The organism is Streptomyces luteireticuli, assembly GCF_041519305.1.
GTDB lineage: Bacteria > Actinomycetota > Actinomycetes > Streptomycetales > Streptomycetaceae > Streptomyces > Streptomyces luteireticuli.
Map to the genome: position 1 here is coordinate 3,015,482 of NZ_CP167927.1, position 25,552 is coordinate 3,041,033.

Annotated in this window: 28 protein-coding genes and 1 tRNA gene; 10 read left to right on the forward strand and 19 right to left on the reverse strand. The window is 69.5% G+C overall.

Going from position 1 to position 25,552, the window contains the following annotated elements:
* Nucleotides 1-495: 495 nt before the first annotated feature.
* On the reverse strand, nt 496-2,004 hold the full coding sequence (locus AB8735_RS13135; RefSeq protein WP_372411837.1) for an ISL3 family transposase: 1,509 nt from the start codon (nt 2,002-2,004) through the stop codon (nt 496-498).
* Between the two features lie 109 nt (nt 2,005-2,113).
* On the opposite strand from AB8735_RS13135, the gene AB8735_RS13140 reads away from it, so the two are divergent.
* From AB8735_RS13140 to fxlM, 6 genes are all read left to right on the forward strand, one after another.
* The gene (locus AB8735_RS13140) at nt 2,114-2,785 is read left to right on the forward strand and encodes a hypothetical protein (RefSeq protein WP_372407423.1); all 672 of its coding nucleotides are present in this window, start codon (nt 2,114-2,116) and stop codon (nt 2,783-2,785) included.
* Nucleotides 2,782-3,300 carry a hypothetical protein gene (locus AB8735_RS13145; protein WP_372407425.1) on the forward strand — a complete coding sequence of 173 codons (519 nt, stop codon included), beginning with the start codon at nt 2,782-2,784 and terminating at the stop codon, nt 3,298-3,300. The genes AB8735_RS13140 and AB8735_RS13145 overlap by 4 nt, the downstream gene beginning before the upstream one ends.
* Nucleotides 3,297-3,944 (forward strand): hypothetical protein, encoded by a 648-nt coding sequence (locus AB8735_RS13150; protein ID WP_372407426.1) that lies wholly within the window; start codon nt 3,297-3,299, stop codon nt 3,942-3,944. Before AB8735_RS13145 ends, AB8735_RS13150 begins: the two co-directional genes overlap by 4 nt.
* 126 nt (nt 3,945-4,070) lie before the next feature.
* Entirely contained in the window at nt 4,071-4,388 is a 318-nt protein-coding gene (locus tag AB8735_RS13155; protein WP_372407428.1) for a hypothetical protein, read from the forward strand.
* Between the two features lie 47 nt (nt 4,389-4,435).
* Complete coding sequence (locus AB8735_RS13160) at nt 4,436-4,603, forward strand: hypothetical protein (protein WP_372407431.1); 168 nt, start codon at nt 4,436-4,438, stop codon at nt 4,601-4,603.
* 52 nt (nt 4,604-4,655) lie between these two features.
* On the forward strand, nt 4,656-5,924 hold the full coding sequence (gene fxlM, locus AB8735_RS13165; protein WP_372407432.1) for a methyltransferase, FxLD system: 1,269 nt from the start codon (nt 4,656-4,658) through the stop codon (nt 5,922-5,924).
* Between the two features lies 1 nt (nt 5,925).
* On the opposite strand, the gene AB8735_RS13170 is transcribed toward fxlM, so the two are convergent.
* Entirely contained in the window at nt 5,926-7,299 is a 1,374-nt protein-coding gene (locus AB8735_RS13170; protein WP_372407433.1) for a helix-turn-helix domain-containing protein, read from the reverse strand.
* A 197-nt stretch (nt 7,300-7,496) separates the two neighbouring features.
* On the opposite strand from AB8735_RS13170, the gene AB8735_RS13175 reads away from it, so the two are divergent.
* From AB8735_RS13175 to AB8735_RS13190, 4 genes are read left to right on the forward strand one after another with little or no spacing between them, the layout of a single operon-like run.
* Complete coding sequence (locus tag AB8735_RS13175) at nt 7,497-8,441, forward strand: D-alanine--D-alanine ligase (RefSeq protein WP_372407435.1); 945 nt, start codon at nt 7,497-7,499, stop codon at nt 8,439-8,441.
* Nucleotides 8,438-9,493, forward strand: a complete 1,056-nt coding sequence (locus tag AB8735_RS13180; RefSeq protein WP_372407436.1) for a threonine/serine dehydratase — start codon at nt 8,438-8,440, stop codon at nt 9,491-9,493. The genes AB8735_RS13175 and AB8735_RS13180 overlap by 4 nt, the downstream gene beginning before the upstream one ends.
* Nucleotides 9,427-10,050, forward strand: coding sequence for a C39 family peptidase (locus AB8735_RS13185; RefSeq protein WP_372407437.1), 624 nt, complete (start codon nt 9,427-9,429; stop codon nt 10,048-10,050). The genes AB8735_RS13180 and AB8735_RS13185 overlap by 67 nt, the downstream gene beginning before the upstream one ends.
* Nucleotides 10,051-10,077: 27 nt before the next feature.
* Complete coding sequence (locus AB8735_RS13190; protein ID WP_372407439.1) at nt 10,078-10,416, forward strand: glutamate ligase domain-containing protein; 339 nt, start codon at nt 10,078-10,080, stop codon at nt 10,414-10,416.
* A 115-nt stretch (nt 10,417-10,531) separates the two neighbouring features.
* Here AB8735_RS13190 and AB8735_RS13195 read toward each other — a convergent pair whose 3' ends face one another.
* The 17 genes from AB8735_RS13195 to AB8735_RS13275 all read right to left on the reverse strand — a co-directional run bounded on the left by AB8735_RS13195 (nt 10,532) and on the right by AB8735_RS13275 (nt 25,432).
* Entirely contained in the window at nt 10,532-10,843 is a 312-nt protein-coding gene (locus AB8735_RS13195; RefSeq protein ID WP_372407440.1) for a hypothetical protein, read from the reverse strand.
* 256 nt (nt 10,844-11,099) lie between these two features.
* Complete coding sequence (locus AB8735_RS13200) at nt 11,100-12,146, reverse strand: major capsid protein (protein ID WP_372407442.1); 1,047 nt, start codon at nt 12,144-12,146, stop codon at nt 11,100-11,102.
* Nucleotides 12,147-12,162: 16 nt separating this feature from the next.
* A complete protein-coding gene (locus tag AB8735_RS13205; protein ID WP_372407444.1) occupies nt 12,163-12,573 on the reverse strand; it encodes a head decoration protein in 411 nt (136 codons plus the stop codon).
* Nucleotides 12,574-12,598: 25 nt separating this feature from the next.
* Complete coding sequence (locus AB8735_RS13210) at nt 12,599-13,081, reverse strand: XF1762 family protein (RefSeq protein WP_372407446.1); 483 nt, start codon at nt 13,079-13,081, stop codon at nt 12,599-12,601.
* A gap of 99 nt (nt 13,082-13,180) precedes the next feature.
* Nucleotides 13,181-13,852, reverse strand: a complete 672-nt coding sequence (locus AB8735_RS13215; protein ID WP_372407448.1) for a hypothetical protein — start codon at nt 13,850-13,852, stop codon at nt 13,181-13,183.
* Between the two features lie 40 nt (nt 13,853-13,892).
* Nucleotides 13,893-15,596 (reverse strand): hypothetical protein, encoded by a 1,704-nt coding sequence (locus tag AB8735_RS13220; protein WP_372407450.1) that lies wholly within the window; start codon nt 15,594-15,596, stop codon nt 13,893-13,895.
* A 726-nt stretch (nt 15,597-16,322) separates the two neighbouring features.
* A complete protein-coding gene (locus tag AB8735_RS13225; protein ID WP_372407451.1) occupies nt 16,323-18,440 on the reverse strand; it encodes a hypothetical protein in 2,118 nt (705 codons plus the stop codon).
* 462 nt (nt 18,441-18,902) lie between these two features.
* Nucleotides 18,903-20,372: a terminase large subunit domain-containing protein gene (locus tag AB8735_RS13230; protein WP_372407453.1), complete on the reverse strand. Its 1,470-nt coding sequence runs from the start codon at nt 20,370-20,372 to the stop codon at nt 18,903-18,905.
* Nucleotides 20,369-20,914, reverse strand: coding sequence for a hypothetical protein (locus AB8735_RS13235; protein ID WP_372407454.1), 546 nt, complete (start codon nt 20,912-20,914; stop codon nt 20,369-20,371). The genes AB8735_RS13230 and AB8735_RS13235 overlap by 4 nt, the downstream gene beginning before the upstream one ends.
* Nucleotides 20,915-20,978: 64 nt before the next feature.
* Nucleotides 20,979-21,188 (reverse strand): hypothetical protein, encoded by a 210-nt coding sequence (locus tag AB8735_RS13240; RefSeq protein WP_372407456.1) that lies wholly within the window; start codon nt 21,186-21,188, stop codon nt 20,979-20,981.
* A 3-nt stretch (nt 21,189-21,191) separates the two neighbouring features.
* The gene (locus AB8735_RS13245) at nt 21,192-21,425 is read right to left on the reverse strand and encodes a hypothetical protein (RefSeq protein WP_372407457.1); all 234 of its coding nucleotides are present in this window, start codon (nt 21,423-21,425) and stop codon (nt 21,192-21,194) included.
* The gene (locus AB8735_RS13250; protein WP_372407458.1) at nt 21,425-21,874 is read right to left on the reverse strand and encodes a VRR-NUC domain-containing protein; all 450 of its coding nucleotides are present in this window, start codon (nt 21,872-21,874) and stop codon (nt 21,425-21,427) included. Before AB8735_RS13250 ends, AB8735_RS13245 begins: the two co-directional genes overlap by 1 nt.
* Nucleotides 21,875-21,882: 8 nt before the next feature.
* Nucleotides 21,883-22,128, reverse strand: coding sequence for a hypothetical protein (locus AB8735_RS13255; RefSeq protein WP_372407459.1), 246 nt, complete (start codon nt 22,126-22,128; stop codon nt 21,883-21,885).
* Entirely contained in the window at nt 22,125-23,030 is a 906-nt protein-coding gene (locus AB8735_RS13260) for a ParB N-terminal domain-containing protein (RefSeq protein WP_372407460.1), read from the reverse strand. Before AB8735_RS13260 ends, AB8735_RS13255 begins: the two co-directional genes overlap by 4 nt.
* Entirely contained in the window at nt 23,027-24,388 is a 1,362-nt protein-coding gene (locus tag AB8735_RS13265; RefSeq protein ID WP_372407462.1) for a hypothetical protein, read from the reverse strand. Before AB8735_RS13265 ends, AB8735_RS13260 begins: the two co-directional genes overlap by 4 nt.
* 214 nt (nt 24,389-24,602) lie before the next feature.
* Nucleotides 24,603-24,675 (reverse strand) — tRNA-OTHER (locus AB8735_RS13270).
* A 346-nt stretch (nt 24,676-25,021) separates the two neighbouring features.
* Nucleotides 25,022-25,432: a hypothetical protein gene (locus AB8735_RS13275; RefSeq protein ID WP_372407464.1), complete on the reverse strand. Its 411-nt coding sequence runs from the start codon at nt 25,430-25,432 to the stop codon at nt 25,022-25,024.
* Nucleotides 25,433-25,552: the final 120 nt, after the last annotated feature.

A 25,552-nucleotide genomic window follows, 5' to 3' on the forward strand; every position in this document is an offset into this window, starting at 1 on the left:
TGGTCGGTTTCTTCCCCTGCGGGCGGTTGCTGTTGCGGTACGGGGGTCCGTACCTCCGACCGCGACGGCAGGAGGAGGAAGCTCCCTCTCGGCGTCACCGGCTCAACTGCCGGTGGAAGAGGGAGTACATGCCGACCGAAGGGGGTGCCGACGGCGATAGAGGATCGTCGTCGGCACCTCTCACCAGCTGGTTGTAGCGCGGCGTCTTCGGGCCGAGTCCGCGTCCGCAACCACTCACGTCCCGGCTGCTCCGTCCGGGACGAGCCGCCCCTCCACTGGAGAGGCGGCGTCCCCCGGTTGGGGGCGCGGACGCCCGACCGCGCCCCCAACACAGACCGTCGGGCCGTCAGAGAGCTCCCGCTGCACAACCGTGCTGGGAACCTCCGGCGGTCCGGCGGTCACCGTCTCCCCGTCCGTTTGTCGAAGTCGAAGGGCACCCTTCCCGTGGGTCTTCCAAGATTTTCGTAGTTGGTGATCGCCGGGCTCGCTGGAGTGTCAGTTGAGCAGGATGCGGTGGCGGAGGAGCGGGAAGCCGGCCCGGCCGTAGGTCTGGCGCTTGAGGAGTTTGATCTTGTGGTTGACGCCCTCGGTGCGCCCGTTGTGGAAGGGCAGGGTGAGGCCGGCGTCGACGGCGGCGCGGTCACGTTCCAGGCCGGTGGCGTAGGCATGGAGGAAGGGCAGGTCGGCTGCGCGGACGCGGGTGATCCAGCCGGTCAGGGCCTCGTCGTTGCCTGCGCGTGGGGCGAGGAGGGCGGCGAAGCCGGTCACGGCGGCGGCGAGCTGGGTCATCTGCGGGCAGGCGCCGGCGAGCTGGTCACGCAACACCTGCTGGTCTTCGCGCAGGTGGGCGGGGTCGGTGAGCAGGTAGCGGGCGGCCCGGCGTGGGGAGAGGGCGGAGTGGTCGGCCTCGACGCGGCCCTGGGTGATGTAGCGGACCAGGAGGTTGGCGCTGCCGGTGTAGCCCTGTTCGCGGATCTCGTGCAGGAGGTGGGTGACGGGCACCGCGGGATCCTCGGCGCGGCGCCGTCGCAGGTGGTCGCGGTAGGGGTCGACCAGGGTGGGCCGGTAGTTCGGGGCGCGGACCATGCGCTCGGGCTCGGCGTGGCGGGCGTAGCGTTTGACGGTGTTCAGGGCCAGGTCCAGGCGGCGGGAGCATTCCAGCAGGCCGACGCCGGCGTCCAGGAGCTGGTGGATCTGCTGCCAGCGCTCGCGGGTGCTGGCAGCGCGCTTGCCCTCGTGCAGCGGCGGGCCGATCTTGGCCCAGCAGGAGCTGTGCGCGGCGACCTCCTTGGCTGCCGCCTCGGCCAGTCCGTGCCACAGGTGCCAGCGGTCCAGCACGTGCACGATGGCGGGGTCGGCGGCGGTGACGGCCTGGGCGAAGGTGCCGGCTCCGTCCCGGCACACCACCGAGGTGCCGGGGTGGGCCGTGAGCCAGGCGGTCACCGTCTCGGTCCTGCGGTCGGGCAGGACCTCGACACGCCTGCCGGTCTCGGCGTCGATCAGGATCGTCGCGTAGCGGTGCCCTCGGCACAGCGCGAACTCGTCGATGCCCAGCACCTGCGGCATGGTCACGGCGGGCAACGGGATGCGCAGCAGACAGTTCAGCACGCTCGCCCAGGCCACCGCGTAGTGCAGCACGGCGAGGAGCCGGGCCCCGGCCGAGCCCGCCAGCGCCACCCCGACCGCCTCCACCACCCGCTGCAGGGCCGAGGTCCGCCGCTGGTAGCGCACGGTCAGCCCGTCCACCTGCTCGGCGAACGTCTTCCTGGAACAGTCCGGGTTCTCGCAGTACAAGCGGCGTACCGACAAGTCGATCACGACGGGGCGTCCGCCCACCGCCTCGTCCGCGACATGCCGCACATACCGGGAGTGCTCCCAGTCCGACGCCTGCCCGCACCCCGGACAAGCCACCGGGACACCGGCACGCGTCCGCGCCGTGATCCGTACCAGATCCCCGCCGGCCTCAACCGTCTCGACCTGCACCGCGGCCAGCTGCGGCAGCAGGTCCTCCAGCTCGATGGCACACGCGGACAGCTTGCCACCATCAACACCCCAGCACCACAGACCAGTTCACACGATCACCAGCTACGAAAATCTTGGAAGACCCCTTCCCGTGACATCCCCGGTCGCCGACATTTCCTCGGTTCTGGAAGACGAAGTCCCATACATCACCGCGTGGTCGGGCGAGCCGTCTCTCCCGGCGCATCTCGTCCTCGCTCCCGGCGGCGGGATCGCCCTGCGCTGGGAAAACGACGACGACCGGGACGGCTTCGGGGTCCTGTGGGCCGGGTGCGCGGCGGGCCCCGAGCGGGGGACGCCGGAGTACGGCCGTGTGCATCCCCGACGTCAGCGCGAGTGCATGGTCGGGCTGCTGTGCCAGGTCTGTGGGCGGCCGGCCGACATGAGCGAGCGGGGCTGGCTGTGGCTGCTGGACACCACAGGGCTCGACGAGCCGTTCCCCGCCGAAGGGAGCCGGACCACCAATCCGCCGGTGTGCCGCGATTGTGCCGCCAAGGCCGCCCTGCGGTGCCCGGTACTGCGCCGAGGGCATGTGCTGGTGCGGGTCCGGCGGCCAATGGTGATGGGGGTGCACGGGCAGGTCTACCGGGCCTCCGGGCTCGGGTGCGCGACCGACCGGTGCGTCGTCCCCGTCGGCGAGAAGGAGTTCGTCTCCTACTGGGACGGACGGTGGGCCTGGACGCTGGCCGGTCAGGTCTACGCCCACCTGCACGGCATCACCCCGGTGCCGGCCGCCGAGCTCACGGTCGCGGCGGAGGCATCATGAAGACCTCGCTGGCTGTCAATGCGGTAACCGGGTCCCGGAGTTGCGACTGCACGGGCTGGGAGCACCCGCTCAGCGAGGCGTGCGCGCTCTTCTCCCCGGCCTGGTTCGGCGACCGCTTGGCCGTGCTGCCGATGGGCCTGGCCTTCTCTGCGGTGCGCGTTCCGGAACGCCAGGCTCGTGTCCTGCTGGCGCGGCTGAAGGGCGGATCTCTGGGGCCGGTCGTGGCGCACAGCGATCAGACGTACTGGATCGTCCATCCCGCGGCCCGTGCCTGGTCGTGGCCGAAGTCGGCCCGCTTCTGCGGGCGGGGAACCTTCGTGACAGTTCCAGCCCCGCAGGACACCAGCACCGATCCCGGGGTCGTGCGCTGGCTGCGCAGCCCCCGGGAGAGCAACGACACCGTGTTCACTCCGCACACCGTGTTGCTGACCGAGCTGGAGCGCCTCGCCCCCGAGTCCCCTGAACGCCAGGGAGTTGTGTGTCCGGTGAACAACTGGGTGGGAGGGATGCGGTGAGCAAGGTGATCGTCCCCTACATCACGCTGCGCGAAGGCGAGGAGCGTGATCTGTCCGAGCTGGCGTACTGGTCGGACGGCAGCGGGCTCGGCTATACGAACGAGAGGCCACAGGACCGTGACCACCGGGGCGTGCTGTGGACCAGGAACCGGCAGCCGACGCCTGTGGATGCACCGGCGGGCGCCCCGCAGTGGTCGGAGGTCCACCCGGCCCGTCAGCGGGCGATGATGATGACCTTGCGCTGCCAGGTATGCGCGGCGCCGGCTCGAACGCGCGCCGGGTCCATCTTCCTGACCGGCCTGCGCCCGAACGACCGGCCCTTCGGGGAGGGCGACTTCACGACGCAGCCGCCTGTCTGCCCTCGGCACGCATTCGTCTCAGCGAAGCGTTGCCCCCACCTGTACGAGCACGAGCTTCAGGTGTTTCTTGTGCAGCGCCCCCGCCTCTACGGCGTCCGCGTGACCCGGCTCATGCCGGCCCCGAGCGGTGTGCTGAAGCCGGCACCCGGCGACTACGACGAAGCGGCGGACGCCCCGGTGCCGTACGGGGATCCCGGCCTGCCCTGGATGCTCGCCACCCAACTCGCCCGCCAGCTCCGTGAGGTCACCACGGTGCCGCTCCGCGAGATCCGAGCCCTGCTCTGACCACGCCCGGCACCCCGCTGCACCTACCTCGACGTCGGGCAAGGAGAGCCACCCGGTGGCGACGCGCCCACCTCATCGGCACACAGCACCCGATCCCCTGGAGACGAACGGAAGGAACCCTGTCCCGTGAACACGCCGGAGCCGAAGAACTGGATCAGTCTGGGCCTGCTGCTCGGCGGTCACTCGGAGCGGCCCACCCTGCCGCCCGCCCCTGGTCCGGAACCGCAGAAGCCGCTCGCCCCGGCCGACCGTGCGACGGACGAGTACAAGCTCATGCGCGATGCCGGATACCAGCCGACCGAGCCCTACCCCGGTAAGCCGGGACTGCCCTGGCCCTGCATATGCACGCACTGCCGGAAGCCGCGGCGCCCCAAGCTGCGCGACGTCGAGAACGGCCAGCGATGCAAGCACAACGGACTGGGCGGAACCTCCAAGCCCGGCTAGCGGCCGGAAAGCGCACCCCAGCAACAGCCCAGGAAGGACCGACCGCTGTGTACGCGGACACCGGCCACCGCCTCACGCACTGCCCGGCGCACCAGGTGGACCGGGTCGTCGCGGCCCATCGTGTCCTGCGGCCGGGAGAGGGGACGGCCGAGCTCGGCAACGGCCGCCCCTTGTGGGTCCCCACCCCGCAGCCGCGCACCCCTGCCCAGCGGTAGTCCCCGTCCGCCTGGCCAGAACGCAGGAACCCCCTGATGACGAGGAGTTCAGATGGACAACACCACGCCGACCGACCAAGCCGCCTCCGGCGGCCCCGATATCGGCGATGTTCAGCGTCGGCTGATGGTCGACGCCCTGGCCCTGGGCGGTGGTCTCTCGTCGGACGCCGAGGCCGCGCTGCGCGCGGTGCCCCGACACGCCTTCGCCCCGGGGGCGAGTCTGGAGGCGGTGTATCACCTGTTGGACCCGGTGGTCGTCAAGCGGAACCGGTACGGCTCCGTGGTGAGTTCGATGCCGGCGATGCAGACCCACGCGGCGATGTTGGACCAGGCTGCGGTCAAGGACGGCATGGCGGTGTGGGAGGTCGGCTCCGGCGGGTGCAACGCCGCCCTGATCCGGGAATTGGCCGGTGCGGACGGCCGGGTGGTGACCTCCGACATCGACTGCGAGATCACCGAGCGGGCCGCCCGCCTGCTGTCCGACACCGGGTACCACGATGTCCGGGTGGTCTGCGCCGATGCCGCCGACCCGTTGCCCGGGAACGAGGGCCTGTTCGACCGGATCATCGTCACGGCCGCCGCCTGGGACCTCCCCACCACATGGTCCACGCACCTGGCCGAGGGCGGACGGCTCGTCGTACCGCTGACGATGCGGGGCCTGACCCGCTCGGTCGCCTTCGACCTGGTCGACGATCACCTGGAGAGCGTCTCCATGCAGCCCTGCCGCCTCGAGCCCATGCGCGGTGCGGCCGCGCACCAGCCGGAACTGCTCCTCCTGCACAACACCGTCTGCCTCTGGTTCGACGATGGTCTCCCCGCGGCCCCGGAGCTCACGGACAGCGTGGTGGAGAGCGAGCGGACGGAGGTCTGGACGGGGGTGCCGGCCGAGTGGCGGGATCCTGCGGACACCCTCCCCCTCTACCTCGCCAGCGTGCTCGACGGATTCTGCCGCCTGGAGCTGACCGAGGAACACGACCTCGCGACGATCGCCCCAGCTCTCCCGTCGGACGTGACCGCGGTGACCGGCGCGGGCTCCCTCGCCTACCTCACCACACGCTCCGCCCCCGGCCTGCTGGGCGCCGAGTTCGGGGTACACGCCGTGGGCCCGGAGCGCCAGATACTCGCCGAGACGGTCGCCGGGCACGTGCGCGACTGGCACCGCCGCCAGCGCGGAGGACCCGGCCCGCACATCCGCGTCTACCCGGCCGGCACACCCGACGAGCAACTCCCCGCCGACGGGCGGGTCATCGACAAAATCCACTGCCGCATCGTGCTGACCTGGCCCACGAAGACGGCCACCAGCTCGATGCCGGAGTGGTGATTCAGCCGTGGACCGCACCCGTACGGACCGCGAACCCAGCGAGCCCCGGCAGGTTGACCGGAGCGTTCATCAAGTCCGAGGTCAGCAATCGCACGGACGGCCGCCGCGCCTCTTCGGGGGCCTGCTGCTCGATCGCCCGGAGCGCCGCGTAGGTGCGTTCGTGGTCACCAAGGCGGTGCCACATGCGGGCCGTGTCCGTGAAGAGGCGGGCGCGCCGTTCGGCGGCCGGGAACGCCCCGGGGCGGATCCGGCGGACTACAGCGACGCCCTCGTCGGTGCCGAGCGTGTTGAAGATGCTCAGCCGGAAGCCGTCGCACTGTGCGGGTGTAGCCAGCGCGGTCACCTTCTCCAGGCCCGGGCTGTGAGTGATCCGTCGGCCGATCTCCTCGGCTTCGCCCACCATGTCCAGGGCCGCGGTGCGGTCGCCGTAGTGCGCTGCGGTGAATCCGCAAGTGAGGAGCATCGCGGCGCGGACGGCCTGGGCCTGCGCGGTGGGGTCGTCGGCGAGGTCGCGGCTGGTGCTGGTGAGCAGGTCGACGGCCTGGCGGTGGCGGCCAGCGTGCCGCCGGGCCACGGCCAGCACCCGGGCCGCCTCCCCCAGTGGAGCGGGCTCGGCCGAGGCGCGGGCGGCGGCCATGGCCCGGTCCGCGGCGACCCACGACTCCTGGAAGCGCAGTTTGATCGCCAGCTCGCCCGCCAGGCTGTAGGCGCCCGCCGCCAGGGCGCAGGCACGTTCGTGCTGGTGGCCGTTCAGGGCGTGCCGGGTCGCGTCCGCAGTCGCCAGAAGATTCGGCAGCCCGGCCGCGAGGTGGGCGTAGCGGCTCTGCCGGAAGTCCTCTCGCGACCGGCGGAGCGCCCCGGCAAGCTGCCCGAGCGGCACGGGCTCCACGGCGGGAGGCTGGAACAGCGCCTCTTCGAGCAACGCGTGCGAGTCGAGCGACGGCCCTCGTCCTTGAGCGGCGGCCGGGGCGCCGACGGCCACCGCCGTGCCGATCCCGACTACTCCGGTGAAAAAGTGCCTGCGCCGCACCGCGACCTCCTGCTGGTCCTCGACGTGCCCTGTGGTCAACGTAGCGGCCACCACCATCACGGCGCCGGGGCTTTCCCCACCCTGCGTCCTGCCTCGCTCCGGCGGGTGAGCGGCGCTGATCAGCTCATCCGGAGGGATGCCGAGCACATGGCCGATCTGGGCCAAGGTCTTCCCCGAGGGCACCAGCTCGCCCTTCTCCACCCGGCACACCCAACTGGCCGTGTACCCGAGGGCGGCGCCGAGCTCGGCCTGCGTCATGCGGGGATGGCGCGCGTTGCGGCGGGTGCGCATCAGCACCCCGAGGCCGCCTGCGCAGTCGGTGCGGTGCGTGGTCGCGACGGTCATCGCGTCTCCTCGTCCCGAGAGCCCGTCCACGGTATCGGCGTCCGACCGCGCGCGTCAGGGCGCCCGCACAGAACTTGCGGATGCCGCAAGGAAGTTGAGCGTTCGTCCCCAGGCGCTGTCAGCAGGCAGACGCGCCGTCGACTCTTGCACTGCCCCGCCTGGAAATTCGGCATGTCCGTCCAGAAGGAAGGTCGATCGTGTCTATTCGCCGTATCGCCATCGTGACCGGTGGCCAGTCGGGCGAGCGTGACCGCTCGCTGCTCTCCGGAGAGGCTGTCCGGGCCTCGCTCACCCGCCAGGACGTGGCGCACGTGGTGCTCGACGCCGCCGACGCCGATTTCGCCGACTGGGTACGCGGCTTCGACGTGGCGTTCCTGGCCATCGCCGGTCAGTGGGCCGAGGACGGGAAGCTCCAAGGCGCCCTGGACACCCTCGGCGTCCCCTACACCGGATCCGGAGTCCTGGCCTCAGCCCTGGGCATGCACAAGCCGACGGCCAAGAGCGTCGTCAAGGCCGCCGGGGTCAACACCCTTGAACACGTGGTGCTCCGGGCCGACGACGACCCTGACGTGGCAGTGAAAGAGTCCGCCACGAACCTCGGGTGGCCTGTGATCCTCAAACCCTGCTCCGAGGGCGGCTCGATCGGCATGAAAGTGCTGCGCGACGCGGCAGAGCTGACCTGCGCCCTCGGCGAAGCGCAGACCGGCGGCGGGGAGTGGATGGTGGAACCCTTCGTCGAAGGAACCGCGGTGACCTGCGGGATCCTGGACCACGACGGCGTCCCGTCCGCGCTCCCACCGCTGGAGACGCTGCCCACCACCGCCGAGTTCTACGACTACGCCGCCAAGCGCGACCCGAACGGACACCGCTACCGGTGCCCCGCCGAACTCCCGGAGCCCACCGTCGCGGCCATCCAGGAAGCCGCCCTGGCTGCGCACCGGGCGCTCGGATGCCACGGCTACTCCCGCTCCGACTTCCTCGTCACCCCGAGCGGCGAGCTGTTCTGGCTGGAGGTGAACACCCTGCCGGGGCTGTCCGCCCACGGGAACCTCGCGACCATGGCGAACGCGGCGGGGATCAGCTACGACGCGCTGATCGCGGCCATCCTGGGCACCGCCCGCCACGACGGGTACCGGGCATGAGCACCGATGGGCTGCCGCTGGATGCAGCGGACGTGTACGAGGCGCAGCACCGTCTGCGGAACGTGTGCATCACCACCCCTGTCTTATCCCATCCCGCGCTCGACGAGGTGGCCGGGCGGCCGGTGGTGGTCAAGGTGGAGGCGTTGCAGCGGACCGGGGCGTTCAAGTTCCGGGGCGCCTACAACGCGCTCGCCGCCCTCGATGCCGGAACCCGGCAGCGGGGCGTGGTCGGCGCGTCGTCCGGCAATCATGCGCAGGCTCTCGCGCTCGCGGGTCAGCTCCTGGGCGTCCCGGTGACCGTGGTGGTCCCCCACGACGCGCCACGCGGCAAGACCACCAGCGCCCAGGCTCTGGGGGCACGCCTTGTCACCTACCACCGGACGCGCGATGACCGGGACGCGCTGACCGCCGGCCTTGCCGCCGAGCACGGCTATACCGTCGTGCCGTCGGCGAACTCCCCGCAGGTGATGGCCGGCGCGGGCACCGTCGCTCTGGAACTTCTCCACCAGGCGCCGGAGCTCACCGCGATTCTCGTCCCCGTCGGGGGCGGCGGCCTGGCGGCCGGTACCACCGTGGCGGCCAAGCACCTCAACCCCAGGATCCGGGTCATCGGTGTCGAACCGGACACCGCGGCGGACATGGCCGCCTCTCTGCGGTCGGGGACGCTGGCCGAGTTGCCGGGCGTTCCGGACACCATCGCCGACGGACTGCGGCACACCCGGCCCGCCCCGCTGCCCTGGGAGATCAATCGGGTGATGCTCGACGACGTGATGACGGTGACGGACGACCAGATCGTGGAAGCGATGGCCTTGGCGTTCGAGCACTTGAAGGTGGTCGCGGAGCCGTCCGGCGCGGTCGCACTCGCCGCCGTCGAACACCTCGATCTTCCGCCCGGACCTGTCGGAGTGGTCATCTCCGGCGGCGGCGTCGGCATAGGTTCGTTCCACCGGTTCATGACCGGACCGGTGGAAGGAGCCAGCAGCCCGTGCCTGAGCACAACCCCCGCCGTTACCCCATTCCCATCGTCACGCAGTACGCCACACCCGAACTGATCAGCGCCATGGCGTACGACGGCCTGCCACCGGACGAGGACTCCCGGTGGCAGGAGTCCGGGGCGCCGGACCAGCAGACCTACCTCCGCTGGTGCGGGCGCTGGTGCGGCATGGCCTGCCTGCGCATGGCCCTGCTGGCCCGAGACGGCGACGCCCCCCACCTGTTCGACCTCCTCCAAGGCGCCCTGAAGTACCGCTGCTACGAGGAGCGGCCGGATGGCAGCGTCGGCGGCATGTTCTACCGGCCCTTCTGCGAGTTCACCGCGGACACCTACAACCTGCACAGCGAGGTCATCACCGACCTGACGTCGAGCCGGCTCGCAGCGGAGACGGCCGCCGGCAGGCTGGTGATCGCCTCCGTGCACAAGGAGATCCGCCGGCCCGACCGCGATGCACCCGGCCGCGGCGGTCACCTCGTCCTCGTCACCGGCCACCACGACGGCACCGTGGCCTTCCGCAACCCCTCCGGCCACGTACCCGAGGCCGTGACCGCCCAACTCCCGGCCGACACTTTCGACCGGTTCGCCGCCCACCGAGGCATCTCCCTGCACATCTGACCACGCCAACCGATGGGAATAACCGCCATGACCTCGCCCCGCTTGATCGCGGTCCTCGGAGAGATGAGAGAACTGGGCGACCAAGCAGTAGACGGTCACCGCAAGGTGGGCCGTGAAGCCGCCGAGCAGGGCATCGACGTGGTGGTGGCCGTCGGCGGCGCCCTGGCCAAACAACTCGCCCTGGCCGCCGGAGACGCAGGTGTACCCAAAGTGGCCATCTGCCCAGACAACCCCACCGCAACGGCCTTCGTCATGTCGATCCTGCGCCCCGGCGACCGCGTACTGGTCAAAGGAGCCAACAGCGACATGCGATGGCAGATCGCCCAGGGCCTTGCCGGACAGGAGATCACAGGCCACCAGCATTAACCCCGGCTGCTTGCGGAAAGGGGAGCCCTCCATGCGCAGCCGCACGCCAGGCCAGCCAGTGCTGCTCAGCGCCGCTCTCTTCGGACCGGCCTCGGGCCCCGTGTCACCTTGAGGGCTACCTGCTCCTGCGTCGCTGTAGAGGTACCGGGAGGCTTCCCCGTGCGCCGGCCTCTGCACTCGCTGCTGCCGCCAAGTCAGCGATCTGTCGTTCCAAGGCCCGTACGTTCTCCGCTGTGCTGACGGTGGCCACGCCCTGGACCGTGACGGTGAGCGGGTCAGCGACGAGAGCGGACTTCCGCTCCCGCAGTACCTCCAGGGCCACGGCGGTGAGGTCGCCAAGTCTCGCGTACCGCTGGTCGAGATCCGCTCGGTCGACCGTGCCCAACTGGGAGCGGAGATAGGCGAAGTCGGACTCGCTCAGGCCCATGCCGCCTCCGGCGCCGGGGTTCCCCGTCACTCGGCTGTCCCGTCGTCACCCTCGTCTTCACTGGGGGGAGGTAGTTCTCCCGCGCGTAGGGTCGGCCCGGGCTCTGGCTGGTCGTCGGGCTCCCACGCCCCTGGGTTGGTGATCTGTGCGGCGATCTCGTCCGTCACCTCGGTTCCCGGCTGAAGAATCAGCGCCTCGCCCGTCGTCGGGTGGGCGAGGAAGACACACCGCGCCAGACGCCGCCCCTGCTCCGGCATCACAGCACCTTGGCCGTGATGTGGATGTCCGGTACGTACAGGACTGGCATCGCCACCGCGGAGCCCTTGGTCCACACCTGGACCGGGTCGTCCTGGTAGCCGGTGGTGACCACGATGCCAGGGGCGTCCTGGCGGGTGATCGCCGGGTTGGTACCGCGGGAGAGGACCAGGCTCTCGGCCGTCACCCCGTACTGCGTCTCGCCCCAGGACGGCGGGTCCGGCGGAAGCAGGATCCACAGGTCCTCGGGCAGAACGCGACGGTAGACGTCGTCCACCGGGACCTGGACGTCGTAGACCGTGATCGGGGGCAGGCTGTAGCGGGCGCGGACCACGTCGACCTCGTGCGGTGCGAGGACGGCGGTGGGGGTGTTGGAGCCGTTCACGCTGCCGTAGTAGGCGGCCCGGTAGGCGGAGTTGGAGGCGAGGGTGGCGCGGGCCTTGAAGGAGGTGACGACGCGGGCCGGCATCGGGGCGCCGATCGAGCGCAGGTACTCGATCCATCGCAGTTCGTCAGCGAGCGGGTCGCTCGTGGCGTCGCTCCACGGCTTGGGTGCCACCGGCATGTTGGCGGCCGGCACGCCGAAGTCAGCTTCGAGGTTGAGGCCGTTCTCGGCGTCCAGCCGGAACTTTCCCGTGGCCAGGATGCCGCCGGCGGCGAGCTCCAGCCGATTCTGGATCGATTCGACGTGCCGCTCCACGTCGTCGTAGAGGGACTCGATGAAATCCGTCGAGTCGGCACCTCTGGCGGTGTCCATCAGGATCTGTTCCAGCTCGCTGACGATCAGCTTCTGGCCCACCGGGGGCAGGAGGCCCTCGGTGATCACGCGCTCGGCCTGGCGGCGGGCGATCGCAGTCGTCGCGTCGTAGGCCCTAAACTTCGCCGCGTTCACCCGCCTCTTGCTGCTGCGGATACGGAACTTCACGCTGTTGATGCGGCGTTCGGGCATGACCGTGCGGGTCAGTTCATAGTCGTCCGGGGTGATCAAGGTGCGTGCGAACGCATTGATGTCGGCTGCGTCGATCTCGCGCAGCAGGGTGTCCAGCATGTCGGGTGGGCTCCTTTTAGACGAAGGTGATCTGCGCGCTCGCCTTGGTGATCGCCGTCGGATCGAGGCCGCCCGGCACGAGCGCGGCAGTGACCGCGCCGTGCCACAGCAAGGCGCCGCCGACCGACTTCGAGCCGGGCGCGAAGTACGTCTCGGTGAGCAGCACGCCCGCGAACACGGCCCGGCCGTCGGTGGCTGCGGCAGCCCACGGTCCGTAGAGGCCGGTGGCCGTGATGCGCCCGAGGGGCACTCCCGAGAGGAACCGGTGGCGAGGTTGGAGGGGCGTGCCGGGTACCCAGTGCGTTCCCTGGGTGAAGGTGGTCGCATCGAGGGTGATACTCAAGGGACTGTCCAGGCCGTGCTGGGATGCCAGCCAGGGCCGGTCGGCGGTGACGGACTCGGTGGTCCTGAGAGGTTGAAGGTCCATGTCGGTACTCCGAAGAATGGGCTTGCTACAGGGATTCATCAGGCAGGGACGGCGTGCCATTGGCGGTGATTTCCCACAGTGTGCGGGCTATCTGATCGTTCCCTCGATTGCCTCGGGGGCGGCTGGGGGTGTCCCAGCCAGTTCGTGCAGGCCGGTCAGCAACGCAACGCCATCCGACCGCCCTCAAGCTGGCGCCGCTCTCCCCCTCCTGGGTGTAGGTGATGGCTCGCCGATACCCACTGGCCTTGGCGGTGCGCCAAGCCGCTCCGTAGAGTGCGGAACAGACGTTGCGGCTGCCGTCGGCCGCAAGTCGGGTGACCTCGACAGTGACGCCATCGTCGTAGGCTCGGGCGACGGGACGGCCGACGATGGCAACGCCGACAAGCCGCCCGCCGACTTCGGCTCCTAGCGAGAACTTGTGGCCCTGCGGACGCTTGTGGTGTCGGTGAACGCGGTCGACAAATGCACACGCGTCGCGGAAGGCCATCGGAACGATGGTGATCGTCATCTGAGTGGCACCAATCTCCTGGGATGGCACGACTAGGGAGGGCGACGGTGTCGTCGTCCGCGAAGGGGGCGCGGTCCCTGCTCAAGCTGTGGCTGGCTCTCAGGCGTCCTTGATGTGGCCGCGTCGGCGGGCCATGTCGAGCCCGAAGGCTCCCGGCCGCGCAGGGGAGCCGCTGCCGCTGGTGCGGGTCGGCGGTCCGCCGGACGGGCTGCCGGAGGGCGGCGGGGAAGCCTGCTGCTGGGCGAAGAGCTGCGGTCGCCGACGGACGAGTTCCTCTACCGCGGAGGTGAGTGCCTCCTCCTCGACGTCGTCGCCAGCGATCCGGTCCAGCAGGATGGCGGCGTCCTCCAGGTCCTCGCCCGTGGCGCCGTGGCCGGCGAGGAGACCGCGACGGACAGCGGCGCGCTCGCGCGCGATAGCAGCGGCCTCAAGCTCGGCCACCTGCGCCTCGCGGCGGGCGAGGTCCTGTTCCCGGCGCTCGACCTCGCTCAACCGGGCCTGCTCTTCGGCCCGCTGGTGCTCCTGGGCGTCCCGCTGCTCCTGGATGAAGACGGCGAGCGCCTTGGGGGACTCGAAGTTGAGCTGGGTGAGCAGGTCACGTACGCCTGCTCGCCTGCCCTGGTCCTTTTCTCGGGTGAACAGGCGTGACAGCTCGTGCTGCGAGATGGACACGTTGTCCGGTGCGGTGTCCGTCGAGTCGCCCGTGGCTGGCTCGGTGCCGGAGGCGAGATCTTCGGATCCTCCCCGGACCGGGGCAGGGTGGGTGGACATGGGCGTGCTCCTCGCCCAAGCGCCCCCGCGCCGGCGCAGTCTAACCAGCGGCCCCAGCGATGTCGCCGCCGTCCTTCGTCATCTTCGTCGGCGGGCGGTTGCCGTCAGCCGTGGAGGGTGAGTCACTGTCGCCACGGGGGTGTGATGTCTCGGTCTCTGGCGCCCCCCAGTTGGGTACGCCGACGGCGGGTGCTGGCCGGACGTTCCGGTCCCGGATACGGGCTACTTCCGCCGCTGCATCCTCAATCGGCATACCCGCGTCGATGAGCATCCTGACCGCGGTTTCCACCGAGAGGACGCCGCCCTGGACTCCGGTCACGACCAGGGTCAGGACGCTGGACTGGTCCGTGGGCAAGTACGGGCCGAAGGCCACCCGGGCCGGCGGCTGCGGGCCAGGAGGCAGCACGCCACCGAGCTGATAGAGACGAAGCACCATCTTCAACAACAAGCCGTACTTCGGTTCCCGGGCCAGCCGCATCGATCGGACCATGGCGTCCAAGGGGCCGAAGCTCAGCTGCAACGCGTATCCGGATGGCACCTGGGATGGGCTCTCCGTCCCCAGCACACTGCCGGGCAGTCGGCTGGCCACAGACAACCGGTCCCGCAACGCCTCGACGTAGGCTCGGAGTTCGGCGAGCTGAGCGGACGTATCGACGGTGCTCAGATGCCCCTGCTCGCCCAGCGGCCACACCATCCCCGGTTCGACCCGGACCGGCGCCGGCTGCCCGGTCGCCCGGTCCACCGGTAGCCGGGCTCCGGACAACCCGATGATTGGCGACCCCGTGGTCGCCGACGCGCGCTGCGCATCGGTATCAGCCGCACCGAGATCGTCGAGCAACTGCGCCAGGGACATCAGGCTCGACCGGCCGAAGTGCTCAGCCCCAGCCACGGTGTTGGGCATATGCACGAGGGGAAGGAAGTCGATCTCCAAGTCCAGCCGGTCGAGCACGGCGCCATCCGCGTTCGTCCTGATCCGAGCGCGGCTCAAGGACAGCCCGTCAATGTCCGCTCCGCCGTTCACCTGGTCGAGATCCCACTCGGCGTCGGTCAGGTAGCAGGTCGTGGAACTCGGGGTGCTCGACCACGGGTAGATGCGGGTAGTACCGCTCGGATCGATCGGCCCCAGTTCGTAAGTGACCCGGCGCAGCACGCCCTTACGTCCGGTCGCCGGATCGCCGGCCACTTCCCACGCCAAGTGCACACGGTCCGGGAACTGGTCGGCGTCGATGGCTCCGTCCGGCAGCACCGGGAAGTAGAAGCCGGCGTCGATGCTGCTGAGGACCGGTCGGTTCTTGGCCCGGGACCACGCCAGGAGGTAGACCGCGTCTCCCAGCAGCACAGCCGAACGTTCCGCGTGCTGGAGTCTCATCCACAGGTGCTCGGCCGTCGCCCAGTCGCGCAGGAGCCGTTCCGTCCTGTGCGTGGGGCGTTGGCCGGAACGGTCGTCGCCGTCGTCGTGGTCGAGGACCACAATCTTCTGCGTCTCTCCGAGCAGGTGCGCCAGGGTCTGGTCGACGATCACCGTGGGATCGCCGTACTCGCGGCGATCATCTCCCTCCCTGTCCAAGAGCGCTGCGGCCTGGTTGTTCTCGTACGCAGCAAGCACGGTGTACGCCGCCAGTCGGCGCCGGTCTGTCTCCGGCACCCACGTAGCGGACACGGCTCCCGGCAGGGCACGCGCTCCTTCACGGAAAGCCGGCTTGAAGGACAGCGCCCCCCACGTATCGATGACCAACTGCTGCAAACGTCGCATCGGACCCCGCTCTCAAGTTCACCAGTGGGAGGCGCGGAGCCTAAACTGCAGCTGCGGATCGGGGCATAGTGGCCGCTGGGCCCGAAGGTACGGGTCCGTCAGGTGCGGATTTTCGGTTGGTTGGTCCGAGGGCGCCCTTGCTCACGTGTCCGGATGACGGATGCGAACGCCGGCCTCTGTCCCGCCAGTTCCAGGTCCATTGGCCGGGTCCGGCGGGACATAGTCCTCTGTCCTTTCGTGCCTACTGGTGGAGGGATGCAGCGAGTAGTTGTGGCGGCTGGGCCAGGTCGATGCTTGGGTGAGCGATTCCGTCCAGAGGAGCGAGGAGACGCGCGGCCCACCCTTCGGCAGCCTGGACGATCTGCGCAGGTGCGTCGGCCCGGATCGGCAGGACTGTCAACAGGGCCCACGTTTTGCGGCGGGCAGCGCCCTTACCAGAGTGGCGGTAATGCTCGGCGAGGCGGTCGCCCACCGCGCTGGGCCCATGTCGGCAGACGCTGCCGACGTACCGACAGTAGCCCCGTGTGTCCCAGGCAGCGTAGACAGCGCTGGGCGCTGTAATGCCGCGCCGAACTGCTTCCGTACTGGCCCGGCACGCCAGGGTAGGTCTAAGGGTCCCGTCTTCGGACAGGGCTTCGGCGTCAAGCAGCGGTACCAATATTCGGATCACAGGGGTAAGCCGCCTGGCGGCCATCCCGGGAAGCCGCAGTGACAGGCTCATGCCTCGTCCTCGTCCCCGTCGTCATCCAGATCCAACACCTCGGACCGCTTCGGGCCATAGGTCAACAGGATCTCGTCGACCGCCCTCGACTGGTCCCGCAGCATCTGCACCCCTTCAGGACTGCCGAATACCACCGGTCCGCGTGCCTTGGAAAGCTTGGCCAGTGTTGTCGCGGCCTTGCGCGCGCCAGTGACTCCCCGCTCCAGTCGGCGGCGCTGGCGCACATCCTCCGAGATGCTGTCGTCGTCTTCGCTGCTAGCGCCGTCGGAGCTCTTGCGGTTCCGGGCGATGGCGGCCTCGGCCTCCACAGGGTCCGCCGCATATACCAGGTCCCACTCGTAGTCAATGGTCACCTGGGCGCCGGCTCTGTCGATGACGGGATCGCCGTCCCGCACCAGCGTCCCGTCGACCTCGTGCTCCACGGTGTGGAACTGCTTGGGCAGCACGCCAGGGTGAGCAGCGACGTGCGCCTGCGCGATGGAGTGCAGCATGCGCAGCCCGCCCGCCTTGGAGGCCAGCAGGGTCAGCAGCTTGACTGGGGTAGCGCGAAACGGCGCGGAGCGGGGATCACGCGTGGTGCTTTCCTTGGAACCGCGGTCGCGGGTGATGTACCCGTCGAGGATCGCGGCGGTGCCGCCCAGCACGGTCAGCTCGGCCACGGCTGCCTCGTCACGCTCCAGCGCCCTTTCCAAAAGTACGTCGAGCAGATCCTGCGGGTTGTGTCCTTTAGTCAACTGCCACGGCTTCTTCCACACCGTGTCGGTTATCGTCCCGCCGTTGCCGAACGCCCTAAGCGCCGGGTCGATTCGCTCCAGGCTGCGGTAGTCCGACAGTGCCATGGGGGCCATGTGCTCGCTGATGCGCATCCGGTCGGCCTTGCCCATGCCGAACTCCTGCTTGATGAGCTGGTTCATGGCCTGCGCTCGCGCCCCGGCCAGCACGGTGTGCTGGTGCAGGGCCGCCGACCACAGACGGTGGGGCGGCACCTTGAGGAGATCGTGCATCTCCTCCGGCCCCACCGCGCCCATCAGCACCCGGTAGACATCCTCGTCAATCAGCCCGGTTCGGTTGGCCTGCCGGTAAACGCGCTGCATGGCCTGCGTGTCCTGGGCGTTGTCGGCCCACGGGGTGACGTGCACATGAAGGTTGGCTACAAGGTCGTCACGGGCGGCCACCAGGTCGGGCAGCGGCGAACCGTTCTCTGCCCGCGCCCCGACCACCACTGTGGCCGGGAAGGTGAGAGTGTGTCCCTCCCGCCGGGTTGCCTCGGTAAGCGTCACCTCAGCCAGTCCTCGGCGCACCCGGGCGGCCCGTTCGGACACCTTCCCTCGGGCCGAGCGCTGGTCGGCCGGACGACGCGCTTTGTGAAGGTCGGGGCCGATCACCGCCGCAACGCACGCCTTCGCTGCCGCTTCGATGTCGCCACCGGTGCGGGCCAACCACATGCTCATCAGCCGACTATTACCGTCCCCGGAGACCAGGTAGGTCTCCTCCGTACCCTCGTCGTACACGACGCGCAGCACGAACAGGGTGAGCGGTTCCTTCACCCCCTGCTGCAGCACGCTCTCGGTGTAGTCGTTCTTCCCTCCCTCGGCCTCGTACGTCTGGCGCATGCTCTCGGCCACCAGCACGGACAGCGCCTTGCGGTCCTTCAACCGGAGTACGAACGCGCCCAGCGGCTGCTGCGTCGCCCCGTCGACCAACGTCTCGTAAGTGACCGCCGGAGTCTTCGCCGGCTCCACGTCCATAGCGGTGCGCACCTTGTGCCCCCACCGCTGATTCACGATGTCCGGCAATACATCCACATCGAGGTAGCGCTGGTGCGGCGGAATCACATCCAAGGTGCCACCCACAACCGGCTTGGGCATGAGCAAACTGACGACACCGGCCTCACCGTGGTCCTGCACCTGAAGCAGCATCTGAAGGACCGACGGATTTACTGCACCCGCGGTCACGGCGTTGGCGGCCTCCTCGTCCAGACGGTTCCACGGGTGTTGCAGCAGCGCCTTCCGCGTCGGACGCAGCTGAGTGACTGGTACCGGGTCGGGGGTGGGTTCCGGACGCCGCGCCAACGGGGGAAGGTTGTCGTTCTCGACACGGTCAAAGACAGTCACGTTCTTACCCTTCAGGGACCACGCGCTGCGGACTGAAGCCGCTGTCCCGGCACGGTGCCAGGGACTCCACCGCGCGCCGTCACGAAGGAGGCGAGCGCCGTCACGTTCCCTCACCGACTCTGTGTCCGGGACGGCACGTGCCGACCGGTGTTCCACGACAACCAGGCGAGTTGCTGGTCCGCCAGGCATAAACCCGGACTCCCGTCAGCGACGGGGGCCAGCCACCCTTCACGCCGCTGGTCCAACCCAGCAGCGTGCGGCTCTCGTATAACCGGAGCGGAGCGCGACCGACACAGGGTCACCCGGTGTCGGCGGCCTACAGAATAGACAGCTAACACCCCAGACTTGACCGGTTGTCGGAAAATCAGGCCACAGCCGAGCGGCGGCCGTGTTTCGCCAGCCCATCAGCCCAGCCCAGCGCGACCCCCGGGTCCTCGCGTGGTCGGCAGGCCAGGGCCGTGATCACCGTCGCCCGTGCAGGCGGCTATCGGAAGCTCTAACCGGCGCTGCGGGAGCATTGGGATCAAGGAACAGGTCAGTGAGCGCCCACACAAGGGCGTCGAGGAGGTCAGGGGACTGTTCCTCCGTGTCGGGCGCGCCCACGTAGGTGGTCATCTGGTCCTCCAGCTGGGCGAAGGTGCGGGGGGACCCGGCATGGGTGACGCGGGCCTGCTCGTACAGCATGGCCACCGGCGCGGCGCGGGCCCGTTTACTGCGGGTGGCGTGCACGATCCGCCAGGCCACCGTGGGGTCGACCTCGGTCAGGAGGGCGGGCATGTACTCGCCGCCGTTGTTCGCCTCGATGACGACGCAGTCCGCCTGGTGCTCGTGGTAGAGCGCGGCGGCTCGGCGCATGGCGGCTGTCGGTGTGTAGCGGTCCTGTTCGGCATGCAGCACGTACCCGCGGGGTCGGCCGTCGCCGTAGAGCGTCTGGATCGGATGTGAACGTCCCGCCACGGTGAAGGCGGTCATGTCGGCCTGGTCGCCGCGGGTTACCGCTGGGTCGATCGCGATCACGAGGCGGTCGAGGGGCGGCACGTCGTGCCGGGGCATGCGGAATCCCTCGACTTCGAACATGTGCCCCTGCCACAGGGCGCCTTCGACGTCTTCCAGGAGGATGCCGTCGAGTTCCTGCCGGCCGAGGCGGGTGCCGCCGTACTCGTTGTCCAGCTCGACGAGGGCGGCGCCGGAGAGGTTGGCGCGGTTGTCCTCGGTGCGGCCGGTGGTCAGCACGACGCCTCCCGGCTCGGTCGTACGGCTGGTGCCGGCTCTGCCGCGCTGGACGAGCCGCTTGATGTGCGGCAGTGGCTTGGGGGTCGTGGAGATCACGACCTGGGGTGCGGTTGCCTCGCGCAGGCAGAAGAACAGCTGGTCGAACACGTCCTGCGCGGTTCGTCGGTTCCAGGCCGCGTACTCGTCCAACCATCCCTTGTCGAAGGCGAACCCTCGTAGGTTGTCCGGGGTTTCGGCGCCGAAGCCGTAGATGCTGGACCCGTTCTTCAGGTGGAGTGCGGTCAGGCCACTGCCGCGGCTGTAGCGGCGGATGTCCTCCGGCGGGATCACAGCCAGCAGGCCACTCGTACGGGACTCGAAGCAGATCTCCTGGGTGAGGGTGGCGTTCTTGGCCACCACGGCGATCATGGTGCCCGGTTCGGCGGCCCATTCGGCGACGGCCTGTGCAGCCGTGCGGGTCTTGCCCCAGCCGCGGCCGGTCAGCAGTATCCACGTGGTCCAGTCCCCGTCCGGGATGCGCTGCGCGGCACGTGCGTGGTGGTGGAGCCATCCGTCGTGCGGCAGGCCGTCACAGTCGGGCACATCGCAGGCCCAACGGCGGGCGGCGCGCTCGTCGGCGTCGATGAGCGCGCCGATCTCGGCGTGGAGCTGGGCATCGGAGAGCAGGGCCGGGTCGGGCAGCCGGCCGTGCCGCGTCATGAGGCCGTCTCGCTGTCGGTGAGGCGGGTTTCGAGTTCGCGGCGCAGTTGCTCCATGCGGGCCCGGCGTTCCTCGTCCGTCAGCTGTGCGACGTCCGGGGCGTCGACCGCCGCGCCCGATGCTGTGGCGGTGGCCTCGATCTGGTCGATGCTGTATGCCTGCCGCTCGATGCGGATGGTGGCCTCCAGCCACCGGATCACGTCGGACGGGCTGAGCCGGTCGGGATCCAGGTGCTGGAGTCTGGCGACCAGTTTCGCCTGGGCGGCGGAGGCGAGACGGGCGTGGCGCCGGGCGATATCGCGTGCCGCCTGGTGCCGTTCGGCGCGCCAGAGGCGGTCTTGTTCGCGGTCGTACGCCTCGGCGCGCAGTACCCACTGGTGGGACGTCGACCATCGCTCCAGGACGCTGCGCGCCTTGTTGAGGTTGGCGGCTACCTTGCTGATGCTGCGGGACAGGCCGAGGTCGCGGTAGCAGGCGAACGCCTCCCAGGCAGCGGCCGATTCACCGGTCTGCCGCTCCCAGGCATCGGCCTGTGAGTCCACCTGCCTGTCCTCTCCGTGCTGCCGCGCCTCTCCTGTCCAAGCCCTGCCGGGAGTTGGTGCCCGATCAGGCTCCGGCTGCTGCTGTGCTGTGCAACGCGGGGTCGTACAGCCCCAGGTGCTCCAAGAGGTCCTGGCAGTCCACCGTGGCCGGCCTGTCCTGGGCGTTCAGTGCGCGGGAGGCGATGTGAAGGGCGGCGCGTCGTCGTACGTCGTGCGACAGCGGTGTGATCGACAGGGTGTTCTGCCACCCCGCGTTGTCCTTGCCGAGGTTCATTTCCTACTCCCCTTCGTCGTCGGCGGTGACGTCGTCGGGTTCCAGCGCGCCTTCAAGGAGGCGTACCAGCTTCAGGGCCTGGGCGAAGGGCTGTCCTGCCAGGTGTTCGGTGATCTCTACGGCCAGGCGTGCCGCGGCTCGGTGCACGGTCGTCAGGTGATCGATTTCCGCATGCAGCGCGTCCACCGTCTCCTGCGTGACCGGCGACGAAGAAGGGGTCGGGGGGCGAGTGCTCATCAGGGGTTCCTCCGGAAGTCGGGCGGGAGCACGGCACGTTGCCGCGTCGGCCCCAGGACATGCAGGACGGTCTGTAGATCGCTGGGTCTCCAGACGGCCACCTCCAGGCCGCTGTCGGCGAGGTGAGTGAGCCACAGGCGCTGTGCGGGGCGCAGCCGGCCTTGCTGGCTTTTGAACTCGACGAACAGCGTGCGCCGCTGTTTTACGTGGCCAAGGACTTCGTCGGGCCAACCGGCGTCCGAGCGGCGCGAGTCGGCGGTGTGGTACATCAGATCCCACCCGTAGGTCAGTGCGATCTGCCGTACCTGGCGCCGCCATTCCTCTTCGCCGACGGCTCTGTGCCTCACGTGCCGATCGGCTGCCTGGGCGGGAAGGTTCTCATTGAGGTCCACGGTGCCGTCTCGCTCAGCGACAAGCCGGAGGTAGCGCTCCTGGTCCTCGATGTGCACTGCCGCCCTCACTTGTCCTCCTCCTCGTCCGGCACGGGGCTGGGGACGAGCAGGTGGCCGCCGCCGGTGAGCGAGTCGAGGCCGATGCGTACGCGGTGTCCTACGCGTCCGTTGGGCTGGGTGGTGGTCAGGACCGTGGCGTACGCGTAGGGGGCGTGGACAGCGCCGATGTGCAACGTGCGCCCGTCCATGCGGCTGTCGACGTGTGCCCAGGTCTGTCCTGCGGCGGGCGGGAGCGTGATGTGCTGCGTCATGCCGCACCTGCCAGGTAGTCGGCGGCCCACAGTTCCAGGGCCCGCCAGCGCTGGTCGGGCGGGATCTCGTTCTTACGGGCCATCCGGTCGATGGCCTGCTGCACGATCGCCGCCGCGTCCGCCGGCATGGTGCGGGTCGCGAGGACCGTCTCGATCGGAGCGTTGCCCCGCCGGGTCGCGGCTTCCTGCTCCGGGTCGTACCAGCCTTCGGTCAGGTCCCCCAGGTGCCGCTCGACCAGGTGCAGGACGATGGAGAGCGCGGCGGCGATGTTGCCGACGTTGTGCGCGGACTTGGTGGTGTCCAGGGCGTCCAGCATGCCGGTGTACTGGTCCATGCGGGCCAGCCATCGGGCGTCGGCGGAGGCGGCCTTGCGCGCCGATTCCAGCGCGTCCTCCGCTGCCTTCTTCTCGTCGGGGAGGAAGGTGATCGCGACGGTGGCGAAGTCCAGGGCCGCTTCGGTGAGGCCGGCGACCGACACGTCTTCGAGGAGCTCCAGCGTCTTGTCATCCAGGCCGGAGTACAGGCGCATGGACACGTCTTCCAGTTCCTCGTAGAGGGCCTTGAGGGTGGCCGGGTCGTCCTCGCCGGTGACCGCGTTGTGGGACAGCTGGAGCGCGATCTGTCGCTGCCGCGGCAACGGGTCGTCGATCTCCATCCAGTGGATCCGCTCCAGGCCCACCTCGAGCGATGCCTTCACCCGGTGGTTGCCGGACAGCACGATGCGCCGGCCGGACTCCGCGTCGTTCCACACCAGCGGTGTGGAGGTCAGGTGTCCGTCGGCGCGGATGTTGGACACGAGCCGCTGGAAGGTCTCGTGCCGCATGAACCGCGCGTTGACGTCCAGCAACGTCAGATCGCGGGGGTCGCCTTCGACGATGCGGGGCTTGTTCAGCTGGCTCACTGGGCCGGGTCCTCCTCGGGGCCGTCGAGTCTTTCGGTTTGTCCGTGCCGGCGGCGCCATTCGGCGAAGCCGTCGGCGAGCGACCAGCGGCCCAACTCGCTGCCGTAGTCGAGCTGGTAGCGGTAGGCCGGATCGGTCGAGTCCTTCCGCGAACGGAGGGACAGCAGCCCGCGGTACTTCATCGACACGGGCCGCTCGGTGAAAGCTGTGGTGGTCATGTGCGTCAAGCGGCCATTCATGGTCCGCTGCGCCAGGAACTGGGCCTCGGTGCTCAGCGCGGCGTACAGGACGAGCTTCGCCAGCCGCGGGTAGGAGGTCGGAGCCACCGGGAAGTCGCTGAGCAAGTAGACGCTGTGCGGGTCGTACTTCGGCGAGGAGAACGCGAACGCGCCCACGAGCGCGTCGTCGACGAGCACGGCCAGCGCCATCGTCGGGGTGCCCGGCCGGATGCGGTGCGACATGTACTGCGAGCGCACCGTCGCGAACTGCCCCATGGTCAGCGGCGCGATCCTCAGGCGCTCGCCGAGGCGCCGGCCCGGTGCCAGGCGGGGCGATGTCACCGGCTCCAGGCGCTGCGCCGGCCGCACGATCCGGGAGCGCGGCACGGAGGAATAGACGTTGATCGGTACACCCCTGTTGGCCGTCTGCACCTGTCCGCGCAGGTAGGGCGTCAGTTCCTCCACGTCGAAGTGGAGCCCCAGGATGAAGTGCCGTCGGCTGGTGACCCGGTCGATCAGGGTGGCTTTCGCTGTGTCGTCCAGCGTGGGGTAGGTCGGCTCGGGCCAGGCGAAGTGCTGGTCGAGCGCGGCGAATTGCTGCTCGTAGTCGCCGGCGAAGAAGGGCGGGAAGGTGATGACGGGTGCGTCCTCGGGCACCTGGGTGGCGAGCCACTCGTTGACGTCCATGGCCTGGTAGGAGCCGAGCCGCAGCGGCAGCGTTTCGATCTTGGCGACGGTCTGGGCGTGGAGCCGCTCGAACTGGTCGCGGTAGGCGCGGAGCATGCGTCCGTAGTACGGGTGCTGTTCGCGGCCCACCCACTGGAGCCAACGGGACCCGAGCATGATGACGGCGAGCGTTCCTGCCCGGCCGTCCATGTACGGCTCCAGCCAGGCGAGTTCCTCGGCCGACTCGTCGCGGAGGCTGATGGGCAGGGTGCCGCCGGCGAGGTACCAGCCGATCGCGGAGGAGTACAGCTGGACATCGCAGCTGTGGAGGGTGAGGCCGCTGTGGGCCAGGACCCGCTCGATGGTGAAGTTCCCTGAGCATCCGACGTAGACGTCGGTCGCTTGCCCCGGCCAGGTGCCGGCGTGCTCGTGGATGATCGCTCGCAGGTCAGTGGGGATCGATCCGTGAAACATGGTGGTCTGCCCTTCGCGGGGCCGACCACGCGGGGCGGCCGATCTGTGGTGCGTCCTGCGGATGGTGCGCTGTGCAGGATCCGGGCCGGGGGCGGCAGGGGAGTTGAGCCTGCCGGTGCCGGACCGCCGGGGAACCAGAGGCGCGGGGGACGCCTGGAGGTCAGGTTCCTTGGCTGGTTGGCTCCACACCACGTACCCGTGTGGACGGATCCCGAGCGCCGGGCCCGATTCGAACGGGCTTCTCCCTGCTGGTTGGCAAGGCGTACTGCCTGATGTACCACCGGCGCGCATCGAGCGACTGAAGATGATCACCCGAAGACGCCTCGAACAGTATCAGACCATTGTCCGTCTCAACACATGTGGCGCCCGCAGTGATGCGGGCGCCACATGCACAACTCAGGCGCCGCTACCCGGATTCACCAGGCAGCGCCTCACCTTCGGCGAGCTCCAGGAGATCGAGAGTCCCGTACGGGCACCCCTGTGCGACCGCCGGCCGCCTCGACCTGGGGCTCGTCGGACCCGGCGTGAACAACTCGATCTGCCCCGGCGGCGTCGACCTGGGGTCCGGCCCCTTCTCGAAGTCCTCGGGGCGCATTTCCTCCCACCGCCGAGGCCGGGCAGCCCGCTCCGGACTCACAGCAACTCTCCCTGCTCGTAGGACGGGCACACCGCACCGAGTTCCCGCACGCCCACCCCCGTACGCTCCTCCCACCACTGGGCGAACATCCTGCGGTGGCACCACTGCCCCTGCTGCCCCAGGTCCTCGAAGCAGAGCAGGACCAGGCGCGGGTCTTGCCCCTGGCCGGAGATCTCCTCGAACCGTCGGGCGAAGAAGCCCACTCCGAGGCGATCCAGCTGCGCCCGGTAGGCAGCCGCGAACTCACCTTGAGGTCGACCGAAGTATTCGCGAGTGGGTGCCGCCTCCGCGATCTGGTGGGTCAAGGTGTAGGGCAGCTTGTGCCGTGGCGCGCCGAGCGTGATGCGGACCGGTACGCCCGAGCCGGGGCGAAACGATGCGTACCGGTGGGTGAACAGACTGAACATGGCACTCCTTTGGGGAGATCCATCCCGTGATGGATACGGCCTGTTGATTAAATTCTATCATCATCACCAATGACGCTTCAAGTGTTTTATACTTGCGTCCTCGCGGCAGCGCCTCCCTCC

Excerpts from the sequence above, each read along its gene's own strand:
- AB8735_RS13145 (WP_372407425.1), top strand. The coding sequence starts at position 2,782 with ATGAAGACCTCGCTGGCTGTCAATGCGGTAACCGGGTCCCGGAGTTGC.
- fxlM (WP_372407432.1), top strand. The coding sequence starts at position 4,656 with ATGGACAACACCACGCCGACCGACCAAGCCGCCTCCGGCGGCCCCGAT.
- AB8735_RS13170 (WP_372407433.1), bottom strand. The coding sequence starts at position 7,299 with ATGACCGTCGCGACCACGCACCGCACCGACTGCGCAGGCGGCCTCGGG.
- AB8735_RS13180 (WP_372407436.1), top strand. The coding sequence starts at position 8,438 with ATGAGCACCGATGGGCTGCCGCTGGATGCAGCGGACGTGTACGAGGCG.
- AB8735_RS13190 (WP_372407439.1), top strand. The coding sequence starts at position 10,078 with ATGACCTCGCCCCGCTTGATCGCGGTCCTCGGAGAGATGAGAGAACTG.
- AB8735_RS13195 (WP_372407440.1), bottom strand. The coding sequence starts at position 10,843 with ATGGGCCTGAGCGAGTCCGACTTCGCCTATCTCCGCTCCCAGTTGGGC.
- AB8735_RS13200 (WP_372407442.1), bottom strand. The coding sequence starts at position 12,146 with ATGCTGGACACCCTGCTGCGCGAGATCGACGCAGCCGACATCAATGCG.
- AB8735_RS13205 (WP_372407444.1), bottom strand. The coding sequence starts at position 12,573 with ATGGACCTTCAACCTCTCAGGACCACCGAGTCCGTCACCGCCGACCGG.
- AB8735_RS13210 (WP_372407446.1), bottom strand. The coding sequence starts at position 13,081 with ATGACGATCACCATCGTTCCGATGGCCTTCCGCGACGCGTGTGCATTT.
- AB8735_RS13215 (WP_372407448.1), bottom strand. The coding sequence starts at position 13,852 with ATGTCCACCCACCCTGCCCCGGTCCGGGGAGGATCCGAAGATCTCGCC.
- AB8735_RS13230 (WP_372407453.1), bottom strand. The coding sequence starts at position 20,372 with ATGACGCGGCACGGCCGGCTGCCCGACCCGGCCCTGCTCTCCGATGCC.
- AB8735_RS13240 (WP_372407456.1), bottom strand. The coding sequence starts at position 21,188 with ATGAACCTCGGCAAGGACAACGCGGGGTGGCAGAACACCCTGTCGATC.
- AB8735_RS13245 (WP_372407457.1), bottom strand. The coding sequence starts at position 21,425 with ATGAGCACTCGCCCCCCGACCCCTTCTTCGTCGCCGGTCACGCAGGAG.
- AB8735_RS13255 (WP_372407459.1), bottom strand. The coding sequence starts at position 22,128 with ATGACGCAGCACATCACGCTCCCGCCCGCCGCAGGACAGACCTGGGCA.
- AB8735_RS13265 (WP_372407462.1), bottom strand. The coding sequence starts at position 24,388 with ATGTTTCACGGATCGATCCCCACTGACCTGCGAGCGATCATCCACGAG.
- AB8735_RS13275 (WP_372407464.1), bottom strand. The coding sequence starts at position 25,432 with ATGTTCAGTCTGTTCACCCACCGGTACGCATCGTTTCGCCCCGGCTCG.